The 14,439-nt window shown below is 33.1% G+C and carries 12 protein-coding genes; 11 read left to right on the top strand and 1 reads right to left on the bottom strand.

Annotated elements, in window-relative coordinates; all coding sequences use genetic code 11:
* Positions 1–11: 11 nt before the first annotated feature.
* The 6 genes from SCB73_RS14020 to SCB73_RS13995 all read left to right on the top strand — a co-directional run bounded on the left by SCB73_RS14020 (position 12) and on the right by SCB73_RS13995 (position 7,836).
* Positions 12–1,073, top strand: a complete 1,062-nt coding sequence (locus SCB73_RS14020) for a hypothetical protein (protein ID WP_320566840.1) — start codon at positions 12–14, stop codon at positions 1,071–1,073.
* Positions 1,070–2,506 carry a glycosyltransferase family 2 protein gene (locus tag SCB73_RS14015; protein ID WP_320566839.1) on the top strand — a complete coding sequence of 479 codons (1,437 nt, stop codon included), beginning with the start codon at positions 1,070–1,072 and terminating at the stop codon, positions 2,504–2,506. Before SCB73_RS14020 ends, SCB73_RS14015 begins: the two co-directional genes overlap by 4 nt.
* A gap of 7 nt (positions 2,507–2,513) precedes the next feature.
* The gene (locus tag SCB73_RS14010) at positions 2,514–3,773 is read left to right on the top strand and encodes a YaiO family outer membrane beta-barrel protein (protein WP_320566838.1); all 1,260 of its coding nucleotides are present in this window, start codon (positions 2,514–2,516) and stop codon (positions 3,771–3,773) included.
* A gap of 69 nt (positions 3,774–3,842) precedes the next feature.
* Complete coding sequence (locus SCB73_RS14005) at positions 3,843–5,990, top strand: DUF4838 domain-containing protein (protein ID WP_320566837.1); 2,148 nt, start codon at positions 3,843–3,845, stop codon at positions 5,988–5,990.
* A gap of 17 nt (positions 5,991–6,007) precedes the next feature.
* The gene (locus tag SCB73_RS14000) at positions 6,008–6,376 is read left to right on the top strand and encodes a response regulator transcription factor (protein ID WP_320566836.1); all 369 of its coding nucleotides are present in this window, start codon (positions 6,008–6,010) and stop codon (positions 6,374–6,376) included.
* A gap of 110 nt (positions 6,377–6,486) precedes the next feature.
* Complete coding sequence (locus tag SCB73_RS13995) at positions 6,487–7,836, top strand: DEAD/DEAH box helicase (RefSeq protein ID WP_320566835.1); 1,350 nt, start codon at positions 6,487–6,489, stop codon at positions 7,834–7,836.
* A 143-nt stretch (positions 7,837–7,979) separates the two neighbouring features.
* On the opposite strand, the gene SCB73_RS13990 is transcribed toward SCB73_RS13995, so the two are convergent.
* Positions 7,980–9,092 carry a lactonase family protein gene (locus SCB73_RS13990; protein WP_320566834.1) on the bottom strand — a complete coding sequence of 371 codons (1,113 nt, stop codon included), beginning with the start codon at positions 9,090–9,092 and terminating at the stop codon, positions 7,980–7,982.
* Between the two features lie 243 nt (positions 9,093–9,335).
* On the opposite strand from SCB73_RS13990, the gene SCB73_RS13985 reads away from it, so the two are divergent.
* The 5 genes from SCB73_RS13985 (at position 9,336) to SCB73_RS13965 (ending at position 14,297) form a co-directional block, all read left to right on the top strand.
* Positions 9,336–11,264 (top strand): BatA domain-containing protein, encoded by a 1,929-nt coding sequence (locus SCB73_RS13985; RefSeq protein WP_320566833.1) that lies wholly within the window; start codon positions 9,336–9,338, stop codon positions 11,262–11,264.
* Positions 11,265–11,332: 68 nt separating this feature from the next.
* On the top strand, positions 11,333–12,583 hold the full coding sequence (locus SCB73_RS13980; protein ID WP_320566832.1) for a dihydroorotase: 1,251 nt from the start codon (positions 11,333–11,335) through the stop codon (positions 12,581–12,583).
* 4 nt (positions 12,584–12,587) lie between these two features.
* The gene (locus SCB73_RS13975) at positions 12,588–12,914 is read left to right on the top strand and encodes a hypothetical protein (RefSeq protein ID WP_320566831.1); all 327 of its coding nucleotides are present in this window, start codon (positions 12,588–12,590) and stop codon (positions 12,912–12,914) included.
* A gap of 116 nt (positions 12,915–13,030) precedes the next feature.
* Entirely contained in the window at positions 13,031–13,675 is a 645-nt protein-coding gene (locus SCB73_RS13970) for an alpha/beta hydrolase (RefSeq protein WP_320566830.1), read from the top strand.
* 55 nt (positions 13,676–13,730) lie between these two features.
* A complete protein-coding gene (locus SCB73_RS13965) occupies positions 13,731–14,297 on the top strand; it encodes a cysteine hydrolase family protein (RefSeq protein ID WP_320566829.1) in 567 nt (188 codons plus the stop codon).
* Positions 14,298–14,439: the final 142 nt, after the last annotated feature.

Genomic DNA, 14,439 nt, shown 5'->3' with positions numbered 1-14,439 from the left:
AAGCTATTGGTATGGAGCAACTTATAGGTTATATCAAATATTTTGTCATCCCGTTTTTTTTATTCCTAACCTCATCTTTAATCGTAATTCTTCTTTTTAAAAGAATACGTTATCAACTCACGCTGCCGTATCGCTCCCGCATTATTCGCAAATCAGAAGTTTTCTTAACTGAAATTACACTTTCAAAACCAGATAAAAATACTTTAAATTATAAAATCTCGGAATTCAAATCCGAAATTCCATTACACAGAAACTGGTGTAAAGAGATGCTGATCGACGACATGATTCGGATGAAAAGTAATTTAAAAGGGAAAACGGCTAAAAATATCTTGGCAATCTACAAACAGCTTGAATTGAATCGTTACTCAGCGCGTTTGATCCGAGATTTCAGAAAATACAAAAAATGCACTGGTTTTTATCATTTTCAGGCATTAGGATACACGCCAGGAATTTTGATGATCAAAAAATATTTGCTACATCCCAACAAAATCATTCTGTCGAATGCTAATATTGCTTTTTTAGCACTTTCAAAAGGCAACTGGCTGGCTCTGGACAAAATACCTGTCAAAGTTTCTCGTATTACAACTATAAAAGTGATGGATGTACTTCATTCAGAGAATATTCCAATGCCTAAAGACATTGATTTTTGGATCCATTCCAAAAACAAGGCCATTTTGAAATTAGCTGTAATGACGATGGTTTTTTACAACTACAGAAACAAATCGGCTGAGATTATAAAACTGCTTAATCACGAACATAAAGCATTACGAACTGATGTAATTATTGCCATTCGCGAACTTTTTCTATATGAGGCAGAAGATGAACTTCTTTCTATCCTTCCTTATGAAACGCGAGATACTCAAATAGAAATATTAGAAACTTTGGCTGTAATAGGCACAAAAAAAACAATTACCTTTTTAGAAAATGAAATTCCAAAACAAGAAATAAAAGATGTAAAGCTAAAAATGGTTTTTTGTTATAATAACATAGATACTATTGGCATAGACAAAATAGGGCTCAAAGATCCTGACACTCAAAAAATGATTAACCACATTAGAAAAATTGAATTATGATCCAGGATTTTTTTTACCTGCTGATTCATTGCTATGCAATTTTTGCAGGCATATTTTCTATCGCTTATATTTTATTTTATGTCTTTTTAGCCATTTTATCTTATTTGGCAATCATAAGGCATGTCAAATATCAGCGTTATCTTGAAGAAGAAGTTTTGCTTCGTTCTAATCATATATTAGGAGTTTCAATTGTAGCACCGGCTTTCAATGAAGGTGTAAATATTGTCTATAATGTAAAATCGCTCCTTTCGCTTACTTATCCCAAATATGAGATTATTATTGTAAATGACGGAAGCTCTGATGATACACTCGAAAAATTGATAGCCGAATTTGAGCTGGTGAAATTTGATTTTTATTATCAGGAAAAAATTCCGACACAGCCCGTAAGAGGCCATTACCGATCCAAAAATCCTGTTTATTCTAAATTGCTTGTTGTAGACAAAATAAACGGCAAGAGCAAAGCCGATGCTTCAAATGCAGGCATAAATTCATCACAATATCCTCTTTTTTTATGTACTGATGTTGATTGCATTTTAAAAAAAGACACTATTCTTAAATTGGCAAAACCTTTTATGGAAAGCGACATCCAAATTATAGCTACGGGTGCAGGAATCAGAATTTCGAATTCATGCGATGTAAAAGAAGGTTTTTTGTTTAAAGTACATTATCCAAAGGAATGGTATCCGCGTTTTCAGGAATTAGAATACGTTCGCTCTTTTTTATTTGGCCGAATGGCTTGGAGCCAAATCAACGGCTTGCTTTTAGTATCGGGCGGACTCGGAATGTTTGACAAGGAAATAGTTGTAAAAGCCGGCGGATATTGGCATCAGTCGCTTGGGGAAGATATGGAACTTGTCACAAGAATGCGAAGATATATGCACGATACCAACCAAGAATTCTTAATCAAATATATTCCCGAATCACTTTGCTGGACTGAGGTTCCAAGCACAAGGAAAATATTTTTGAGACAAAGAATACGCTGGGCAAGAGGACTTATACAAACACTATATCTACACAGAAAAATGTTTTTGAACCCAAAATATGGAAGAACAGGATTTCTGGTTTTGCCTTTCTTTTTCAGTTTTGAATTTTTAGTGCCAATAATTGAATTTATAGGAGTCATTATCTTGGTAGTCAGTTTTATACTTGGTATAATAAACTATCAGTATTTATTTATTGTGAGTCTTTTAGTGTATCTTTTTTATTTTTCCGTCACTATAATTTCAATATTGATTGATGAAACATTATACAGGACATATTCTAGCTACAAAGAACTGCTCACCTTGATTGCAATGGCGGCAATTGAGCCTTTTGTGTATCATCCGGTAAATGTTTATGCTTCACTAAAAGGATATTGGTATTTCTTTGGAAAAAAAGAACAAAAATGGGGCGTCATGGTTCGAAAAGGTTTTGATCAACCAAACAAAAAATAATGCAATTATGAAACACAATAACGTTTTACATACATGCCTAATGATCTGGATCATTCTGTTTTCTGTCCAAAATATAAAAGCACAGAAAATAGATACCGACAGCCTATTGATTGTTATCACCAAGGATATGCAAACCAAACATCCTGATTATACGCTCAATATTCAAAGAGCTCTATTAGGAAAAAAACTGGCTCCAGATTATCTTGATTTTCATTTGGCTCTAGGACGCAATTATGATTTTGTAAATGCAAAAGACAGCGCAAGATATTATTACAATTATGTCATCGACAAAAACCCGAAATATCAGGAAGCTTTTATTTATTTGATCAATTTAGATATTGAGGAAGAAAAATATGATGACGGCGTTGCAGTTGCAAACAAGGCAATAGAATTATACCCTGAAGAAAAAACATTCCGCCTTAAAAGGATTGCTTTTTATTCACTACAAAATGATACTAAAAACGAAGCAAAATATTTAAAATCCATCAGAGAAAAATTCCCCCATGATCCTGATATTGAACAGCGTCTTTTTGAATTATATTCGCAAATCAATATGGATCGCATGGGCGCCTATTACAATTACACTACGATTAGTCGCGATGGTGTTGGGCCTTGGCATTTAGGAAGTGTTGATTATTTAAGGCAACGCTCTTGGGGAAGCTTAATTGGAAGAGTGAGTTATGCCAATAGACTTGCAGGAAATTCGGTGATGACCAGCGGTCTGCAGTTTGAAGTAGAATCTTATCTTTTTGCAAAAAAGAAAAACTATTCATACATTGATGTCGCTTATAGTCAAGATGATGCGTTTCCAAAATTAAGATTAGGCTATTCCTTTTTTCACAATTTCAACAAAGGTTGGGAAGCCGATTTGGGAGTTCGTTACATTTTGATGAATGACGACAGTAATGTAAAAACTTTAAATATTGGAATCGGAAAATATTTTGGCTCTTATTGGGTTAATTTAAGATCGTATATCCAAAGCGAAGGCCCTTCTTTTACACTGACTTCGAGATATTATTATAAAACAAAATTTGATTACATCGCACTAATTGCTGGTTACGGAACTTCCCCAGATGACAAAACAAGATCAGCAGATTATGAAAGCAGATTATCTTTGCGATCATATCGCTTGAGCGCCGGTTTTTTTAAGCTAATAAAAAGCCATTATATCGTTGGATTCATGATTACTGACAATGAACAGGAATATACAGCAAATAAATTTCAAACCGAACTTGATTTTGCCTTTGTACTGCAATATAAATTTTAAATAATTATGAAAAAGAAGCCTTACCATAAATTACAGCTCCTCTTTTTTCTCCTATTTAACCTAACTATAATGGCTCAGTCTGAAATTATTATAACCCACAAAAACAACATTATTTCTAAATCTGATGAAAGCCGTGATGCCGCTTTGATTTTAAAAAAATATATTGACAAGGCTTTTGGAAGACAATTTGAAAATATTACCCAAAATAAAAGCGATGATGCGTCTGAAATTATTCTCGAAGTTTCAGATACTGAAAAACTAAAACCAACCGAATTTCTAATCAAAAGCGATTCAAAATCTATTTATTTGATTGCTCAAAATCCAAAATACCTGCGATATGCAGTTTATACTTTATTGGAAATATGGGAATTCAGAAAATTTACTGCGACAGAAACCTATATTCCAAAAGTGACTGAATTTTCATTTCCTAAAAACTTCACAAAACGCTATCAACCCGCTTTTGATTATCGTGCATTATTTTTTCCTGATTGTTATGACGAAGCTTTTCGCGATTGGCACAAACTCGATTGGCACATTGATGATTTTGGCATTTGGGGGCATTCATTTAATGTTCTTGTTCCGCCAAAGGAATATTTTAAAAGCAATCCAAAGCTTTTTGCTTTGTATGAAGGAAAAAGAAACGGCGAATCTTTATGCATGACAAACGACACCGTTATCGATTTGGTAGAGAAAAAAATGGCTAAAATTATTGCCGAAAAACCTGATGCTCAATTTTATTCCGTTAGCCAAAATGATGATGTAGTATATTGCGAATGTACAGAATGCCGAAAATTAAATGAGAAATTCGGCGGACCACAAGGCTCTTTCTATTATTTTTTGAATAAAATTGCAGCTCATTTTCCAAATACAAAAATTACGACGCTTGCCTATTTGCATACTTTCAAACCGCCGATTAATTTAAAAATAGCATCAAATATTTATACTATTTTATGCCCAATAGAATTAAACCGAGGAAAAGCAATTTCAAATGAAAGCGCGCCTTCATTTGTAAAAGTATTAGAGAATTGGAGCAAGACTTCGCCACATTTACTCCTTTGGGATTATACCGTTCAGTTTTCTAATTATATGTCGCCTTTTCCAAATTTTGAGTCTTTTCAGAGCAATTACAAGCTTTTTGAAAAAAACAAAGTCAAAGGATTGTTTGTTCAAGGTTATGCCGATGTTCCCGGAGATTTTTCAGAATTGCGACAATATCTCTTAGCGAAATTACTTTGGGATACCAATATTGACATCAAAGCCGTCACAGCCGATTTTTTAAGAGGTTTTTATGGAAAAGCAGCGCCACATATAAGTGATTATTTAAAACTTCTGATTGAAAATCAAAATAAAAGCAATTCCTATCTCGATATTTATTCCGGTCCGGTTCAGGCTCGAAATACTTTTTTAACGCCTGAAGCAATGGATCAATACGATAAATTGCTGGAATTGGCTTCTGATGCTGTCTCCGATGATACCGTTTTAAAATCACGAGTCTTAAAACTTCGCTTGGGTCTTGAATTTGTTTATTTTGAGCAATCCAAATTTTATGGAAAAAACCAACACGGAATGTTTATCGTAAATGATAATGGAGAAAAACAAGTCAAAGATAAATTGACTGAAAGAGTTCAAAATTTCAGCAAATCCTGTAATGATTTTGGAATTTACGAATTAAGTGAAGACGGACTTTCGCCTGACAAATATTATCAAGAATGGCTAAAAATATGTGAAAACACAGTAACGCATTTGGGCGAAGATTTAAAAGTCAATTTTATAACTGAACCTTCGGATGACTTTAAAGGTAAAGGAAGTTACGGACTTGTCGATGGAAATCGAGGCTACAAAGATTTTAATATTAACTGGATTGGCTGGTACGGCACAAATCCTTCTTTTGAAATCGAAACCAAAAAATTAGATTTTAATCTTATAAAATTGAATTTTCTTGAAGATCAGAGACATTGGATTTTTCCACCAAAAAAAATCAAAATTTACGGTTTTAAAGATCAGAAATGGAAACTTATAGAGGAGAAAATTTATGATAATTTAACAGAAGACTATGAAATTACAACAAAATCATGGGAATTTAAAAACCTGAACCTTAGTACTTTTGCCAAAATAAAAGTGCTCATAGAAAATCAAACCAAATTACCTGAATGGAGATTACGAAAAAATAAAAAACCTATGGTTATGATTGATGAAATCGAACTATACAAAAAATAAAAGCCAAAAACAGCAAAATGGGTATCAGCGAAAAAAAAATTTTGATCATCGAAAACGATGATATGGCAATTGAAATTCTAAAATTTATTTTAAAAAAAGAAGGTTACAAAATAAGCATCGCCAGAGATGGTATGAATGCTTTAGAACGTATTCCGGTTATTTTGCCAGATTTAGTGATTACCACAATCATTATTCCGTTGAAATCGGGTCTAGAAATTATTAATCACATCAAAAAAAACTTCCAAAATATTCGTGTAATTGCACTCTCGTCGCTTGGCGAAGAAGAAAACACTGTAGAAGAAGCTTTTGAATTGGGTGTTGACGATTTTATTGCAAAACCATTTAATCCGAACGAACTTTTATTGCGAATAAAGCGATTATTATAGCTTTTTCTAGTCGGTTTTTAAGAAATACGAAAGCTTTAAACTATCGTAATTTTTAACATATGCCGATTTTTCAGCTATTTATAGCTATCTTTGCACAAAATTTAATGCAAATGAGCACTTTCGAAAAATTCAATCTCCCAAAATCATTACAAAAAGCAGTTGACGAATTAGGATTTGTTACGCCTACTCCTATTCAGGAAAAATCTTTTTCTGTAATCATGTCTGGACGTGATATGATGGGAATTGCACAAACCGGAACTGGAAAAACATTTGCTTATTTATTGCCTCTTTTAAAACTTTATAAATTTACACATACCAATACACCCAAAATCGTAATACTAGTTCCAACGCGTGAATTAGTAGTTCAGGTTGTAGAAGAAGTAGAAAAACTAACTACCTATATGTCGGTTAAAACTTTGGGAATTTACGGAGGCGTAAACATCAATACACAAAAAAAAGCCGTTTATGAAGGTGTCGACATTTTAGTTGGAACACCTGGTCGTACAATGGATTTGGCGCTTGACGCAGTTGTTCGTTTTGATGAAACTCAAAAACTGGTTATCGACGAGTTTGATGAAATGCTGAATTTAGGTTTCAGACCGCAATTGACTGCGCTTTTTGCGATGATGAAAACCAAACGTCAAAACATTCTGTTCTCGGCAACAATGACAGATGAAGTGGATGATCTCTTGAATGATTATTTTGATTTTCCTGAAGAAGTTACACTTGCTCCATCAGGAACGCCGCTTGAAAAAATTACGCAACTTACCTATAACGTTCCGAATTTCAATACCAAAGTAAATTTATTGAAGCATTTACTTGAAAACGACGAAAGCATGAGTCGAATTTTGGTTTTCGTAAACAATAAAAAGATTTCAGATATGCTTTTCAATCGCATTGATGAGCTTTTTGAAGGACAATTTGGTGTCATTCACTCTAATAAATCTCAAAATTATCGTTTGAGCACAATGGCCGAATTTCAAGAAGGAAATCTTCGAGGCTTAATCACCACTGACGTTATGGCGAGAGGTTTGGATATTTCAAATATCACACACGTAATCAATTTCGAACTTCCAGAAGAACCAGAATTGTACATGCACAGAATTGGTCGTACAGGTCGTGCGGACGCAACAGGAACTGCAATTAGTTTTGTTACGCCAAGAGAAGAAGAATTCAAAATTGAAACAGAACTTTTAATGGATCAAGAGCTTGACATTGTTGATTTTCCTGAAGAAGTTGAAATCTCAGAAAAGCTAATAGAAGCTGAAAAAGACAAACTACCAAGAAAGTTTTTAATGAAAAAACCAAAGCTTGAAGGTGACGGTGCTTTTCACGAAAAATCAAAAAAGAATCAAAAAGTCAATCTTGGTGGACCTTCAAAAACCAAAAAGAAAACTCATGGTTCTGTCAACCGAAATATGTTGAAAACAAGAAATGAGAAAAAGAAGAAAAAGAAATAACTTTTTTAGATGCTAAGATTCTAAGCTACTAAGATTCTAAGTTTTTTATACAAACTTAAAAGGGTGAAAATTCCAATGAATTTTCACCCTTTTGCTATTTATCTTAGGAGCTCAGTAACTTAGTATCTTAGCAACTTTTTTTACTAAATTTTCGTAAAAACTAAACCTACAGGCGAACACAATTCAATCTTTTTACTAGTATCAGTAAGTTTTCCTGTTGTTTTATCTCTTTTAAAAATAATAATATCATTAGTGTATTGGTGTCCAACCAAAAGATAATTTCCTGATGGATCAATTGCAAAATCTCTTGGCCCTTTTCCTAAAGTACTTTGCTGTTCAACTAGTTCGATTTTACCATCTTTTAGAATTTTAAAAACCGAAATTGCATTTACATCTCCACGATCAGTCGCATAAAGGAAATTTCCGTCAGGCGAAATCTTTATTGCCGCCGAACCTGTTGCGCCTTTAAAATCTTTTGGCAAAATGCTTGTTTCAGCAATTAATTTCAAATTTCCTGTTTTATCATAACTAAAAGTAGTTAAAGTAGCATCCAACTCTTGAATTAAATATACAAATTTACCGTCTTTGCTGAACGTTAAATGTCTTGGTCCGCTTCCTGATTTAACGTCAACAGTTCCTTTTAAAGTCAGCATTTCGTTTTTAGAAGTTGGATTGTATTTATAAATAAACACTTTATCCAAACCCAAATCATTCGATAAAACAAACTTTTTATCTGGTGAAAAAACAACTTGATGCACGTGTGCTTTTTCTTGACGTGCCACATTTGGTCCTTTTCCTTCGTGCTGAATTAATTGTTGTACTGTTGTAATGCTTCCGTCTGCATTTTTCTTAAAAACAACAATATTTCCACCAGAATAATTGGCTACAATTACATTTTTGTCATCATTGATCAAATGACAAGGATCGGCTCCTAAAGCATCATTTGTGTTCAAAAATTTAAGTTTTCCAGAAGCAGCATCAAAACCAAATGCGCTCACAGCACTTTGAGTTCCGTTTTCATTTACCGCATATATAAATTTATTATTTGGCGAAACCGATAAATAACTCGGACTTATTACATTTTCAGAAGAATTTTTAAGCTTAAAATCACCCGATGCAGCATTGAATTCATAAACATAAATTCCGTTGCTTTGGCATTTATTGGTATAAGTTCCAACTAATAAATTGAATTTACTTTGAGCTTTTGCTGTTGTTAGCACTAAAGCTGAAAATAAAACTAAAAATATTCTTTTCATAATTTGTTTTTTTGAGTACGCTAAAATACGCATTAATATCTTTTTCATCATTACAAATAGAACCAGAAAAATTACATTTTTTTGTTACATTCCACCATATAAGTCATAAAAGTTCATTTAACTGAAACGCAATAACTACTTCCTTATAATCTCTTATATAACTTATATGGTTTGACCAAAAATTTGTATTTTTGACTGCATCTTCGCGAAAAACAAAACGTAGCGAAGTAAATCGAAGCCAGAATGCATTTTAAACATCCCGAAATTCTATACTTTCTGTTTTTGTTGATTGTTCCAATTTTGGTTCATTTATTTCAATTACGACGTTTTAAGACTTCTTATTTCAGCAATGTTCGTTTCCTGAAAGAGCTTGCCATTCAGACTCGTAAAAGCTCAAAAATCAAAAAACGATTATTACTTGCCACGAGATTATTACTTCTGACATGTGCAATTATTGCTTTTGCTCAACCCTTTTTTGAAGCAAAAGACAGCAAAAATGCCACGAATGAAATGTATATTGTTTTAGATAATTCATTCAGTATGCAAGCAAAAGGCAAAAAAGGCGAATTATTGAAACGTGCCGTTCAAGAATTATTGGAAAACACTCCAGAAACGACACAGTTTTCACTTTTGACAAACACTGATAACTATTGGAATACCGATATCAAATCGTCGAAAAGCGCGCTTCAAAATTTAAATTACAGTGCTTCGCCATTTGAGCTTACTTCTATTATTGCAAAAATAAAAGCACACAAATCGGCACATAAAAAGGATATTGTGATTATTACAGATGCTGTTGGCTTAAAAGAAAAAGATGTCAAAAATATTGATTTTGAAGAAAAACCGTATTTCATAGTTCCAGAAGCAGAACAAAAAAACAACGTTTCGATTGATAGCGTTTACATCAACCAAACTTTAGAGAATTTCTACGAAATTGGCGTAAACTTATCGGCTTATGGTGACGATTTCAGCCCAATTTCGACTGCATTGTACAATCAAAACAAACTGATTGCTAAAACAATAATCAATTTTGACGCAAAGAAAAAGAAAATCAATTTTACAATTCCGAAAGAAGCTTTTCATGGTTATGTTTCGATTGAAGATAACGGATTGACGTATGACAATAAATTGTATTTCAGTATTTCAAAAAACAAAAAAACAAACGTAATCAGCATTGGTGAACCGGAAAAAAGCAATTTCTTAGCCCGAATTTATACCCCAAACGAATTCAATTACAATAATTATTCGATCAGTTCTTTAGATTATAATACTTTAGAAAAACAGAACACCATTATTCTGAATGAATTAGTTGAGATTCCGCAGGCATTACAAACAACTCTTAAAAGTTTTGTTTTAAAGGGCGGAAATTTAGTTATTATTCCTTCTGAAAAAACTTCAATTTCCAACTTCAACACTTTCTTAGCAAACTTTGGAAAAGTTCAGTTTAATAATTTAAAAACCGAAAGCAAATTGATTACCAAAATCAATTTTGATCACCCTTTGTTTTCAGGAGTTTTTGAAAACAAAATCACTAATTTTCAATATCCAAAGACAAATTCTTCATTTGCGGTTTCAAGTCCATATCCGGCTGTTTTATCTTATGAAGACCAAAGTCCTTTTGTAACCGCAATTCAAAATTCGGTTTCCGGAATTACTATTTTTTCGGCACCAATAAATAGCGTCAATTCGAATTTTCAGCAATCGCCTTTAATCGTTCCTTTATTTTATAAAATTGCGACAAACAACCAAAAAACAGGAGTTAACGCGTTGACCATTGGAAACAATCAGCCTTATTTTGTTGATGTTTTATTGACAAAAGATGCAATTTTAGAAGTAAAAGGAACCGAAGATTCGTTCATTCCAATTCAGCAAATCTTAAACAATAAAGTTAAATTAACGTTTAACGATTTCCCTGAAACAGCTGGAAATTATAGCGTTTTTGACAAAAAAGAATGGGTTGAAAACTTTAGTTTCAATTACAAAAGAACGGAAAGCGACCTTAGTCAGGTAAACACAAACGTAGTTTCCGATTTCAAAACCGCCGATACAATTTCGACCATTTTTAATACGTTACAAACTGAACGAACAGACAGCCAAATTTGGAAATGGTTTGTTATCTTTGCCCTGTTATTTTTAGCATTAGAAATGGCAATTATAAAATTTGTAAAATAGAACCTGTTTTGATTCTTAAAACATCGGACATTTTACAAAATCATTTTACGATATAAAATAATCTACATATGAAACTAATCATCAAAAGCGCCAAAATTATCGACTCAAAAAGTCCGTTTCACAATCAGACCGTTGATCTTTTAATTGCAGATGGTGTTATAGAAAAAATAGGTGTTTCTCTTCCAAACGATGATGCCAAAGTTGTACGATTTGAAAATCTTCATGTTTCTCAAGGCTGGTTTGACAGCAGTGTTTCGCTTGGAGAACCAGGTTACGAAGACAGAGAAACAATCGCAAACGGATTGAATGTTGCGGCAAAAAGTGGCTTTACGGCAATTGCCTTGCAACCAAATTCATTGCCCATTATTGACAATCAATCACAAGTAAATTTTGTAAAAAGTAAAGCAAATGGTTTTGCGACAGAAATTTTTCCAATTGGTGCTTTGACAAAAGCTAGTGAAGGAAAAGATATGGCAGAACTTTTTGACATGAAAAATTCGGGAGCAATTGCGTTTGGAGATTATAATAAAAGCATCGACAATGCTAATATTTTGAAAATCGCTTTACAATATGTACAAGATTTCGACGGATTGGTTATCGCTTACTCACAAGATCCAAACATCAAAGGAAATGGTGTTGCAAACGAAGGAATTGTTTCAACAAGATTAGGCTTAAAAGGAATTCCAAATCTAGCCGAAGAACTTCAGATTTCAAGAAACTTATTTTTATTGGAATATACAGGCGGAAAACTTCATATTCCAACAATTTCTACAGCAAAATCAGTTCAATTGATCAGAGAAGCTAAAGCAAAAGGTTTAAATGTAACTGCAAGTGTTTCTGTACATCATTTGGTTTTAACCGATGAAAAACTAGACGGTTTTGACACACGTTTTAAAGTGACTCCGCCATTAAGAACTGAAGTAGACAGACAGGCTTTACTTAACGGAATTGCTGATGGAACCATCGACATGATTACATCAGACCACAATCCGATTGATATTGAATTCAAAAAAATGGAATTTGATATGGCCAAAAATGGAACCATTGGTTTAGAAAGTGCTTTCGGAGCTTTATTAACTGTTTTACCGGTCGAAACTATTGTTGCAAAACTAACTTCAGCAAGAACTATTTTCGGTTTAGAAAATAATTCAATTGAAGAAGGCGCAAAAGCTAATTTCACTTTATTTACTACTGAAGGAAAATCAACTTTTACGAAAGAAAACATTCTTTCAAAATCTAAAAATTCTGCTTTTTTAGGAACTGAAATCCAAGGTTCTGTGTACGGAATTTTCAATCAAAATCAACTTGTTACAAAATAATACAATGAATAACACAGTCGAAGAAGGAAAATCAATTGCTATTACCAGCTATATTCTAATAGTGGGCGTCTTGATTGCCATGAGCATGAATTCTGAAAACAAAAACAGTTTTGCTTCTTTTCACATTCGCCAAGCAGCGGGAATATCGATAACTTTTGTTTCCTTAGCATTAATCGTTAGCAATTTCGATAGTTTTTACATCACATTCCCAATGTGGATTTGCGTTTCTGTTTTATGGACATACGGAATTTTTAGTGCCATTCAGGGACAAACTAGACCGATGCCTTTAGTTGGCGGTCTTTATCAAAAATTACTAAAAAACATTAGTTAATTTTTTAATTCCAAACTTGAAACTTTAAAAACTTTGTCAAAGTTTCAAACTTTGACAAAGTGAAAAATTCATAATTCACAACTTACAATTCACAACTTACAATTCATAATTAGAAAATGAATCTATCTTTAGAATATAAAATAAGAGAACCAAAAGCAATTTTAGATAAAAATCCGCTATTGCTTTTATTGCACGGATACGGAAGCAACGAAGCCGATTTATTTTCTTTTGCCTCTGAACTTCCAGATAATTACTACATCATTTCTGCAAGAGCACCTTATGATTTGCAATATGGCGCTTATGCTTGGTACGCCATCAACTTTGATGCAGATCAAAATAAATTTACCGATAATGTACAAGCTAGAACTTCAAGAGATCTAATTGCTGGTTTTATTGATGAATTAGTGGCAAATTACCCAATTGATGCCAATAATGTAACGTTAATTGGATTCAGCCAAGGCTCAATTTTAAGTTATGCTACTGCCCTTTCTTATCCAGAAAAAATTCAGCGCGTTGTTGCGATGAGCGGTTATTTCAACGAAGAAATTATAAAAGAAGGATTTGAAAATAACGACTTCAAAAACTTAAAAATATTCGCTTCACACGGAACTGTAGATCAAGTCATTCCGATTGAATGGGCAAGAAAGACGCCTGCAATTTTAGAGAAATTAGCTATTCCTGTTGTTTACAAAGAATATCCCGTGGGACATGGCGTTTCACCACAAAATTTCTTTGATTTTAGGAATTGGCTAGGAAATTAAGTATTCCGTCACAGCTTTCAGTGTCAGAGTTTAACAGCAATTAAAAACTTTAAAAATGAGCACAAAACTTAATAATCCAGCATTAATTTTAATTGATATCCAAAAAGGTTTTCATGATGTTGCGTATTGGGGCGGAGATCGAAACAATGTTGATGCCGAACAAAAAGCAGGAGCGCTTTTAGAAATTTGGAGAAGTAAAAAACTACCTATATTCCATGTTCAGCACTGTTCTTCAAATCCGAATTCGATTTTAAACGAAACAAATCCGGGGAATGAATTTCAAGACGTGGTAAAACCTCTTGCAGGCGAAACAATCATTAAAAAAAATATCAACAGTGCTTTTATCGGAACCAATTTAAAGGAACTTCTTGATAATTCCAACATCACCAATCTTGTAATTGTTGGCTTAACAACAGATCATTGCGTTTCAACAACAACTAGAATGGCAGGGAATTTTGGTTATAACGTATATTTAATTGCTGATGCAACAGCAACTTTCAATAAAAAAGGGATAAATGGAGAAGAATTCTCCGCAGAAATAATTCACCAAACTGCTTTAGCGAGCTTAAACGAAGAATTTGCTCAGGTTGTTGCTTCTGATTTTATTAAAGAAATAGTTTAAGTTTTCAGTCACAGTCGCAGTCACAGTCACAGTTTTCAGTTTTCAGTTTTCAGTTTTCAGTTTTCAGTTTTCAGTTTTCAGTTAGAACTTTGTCAAAGTTTGAAACTTTGACAAAGTTTTTCGAAAATCAAGACTGAAAACT

Source organism: Flavobacterium sp. KACC 22761, assembly GCF_034058155.1.
In the GTDB taxonomy this organism is placed as follows: Bacteria; Bacteroidota; Bacteroidia; order Flavobacteriales; family Flavobacteriaceae; genus Flavobacterium.
Note: the sequence above shows the minus strand (reverse complement) of the source record. Positions and strands in the feature narration are given on the sequence as shown.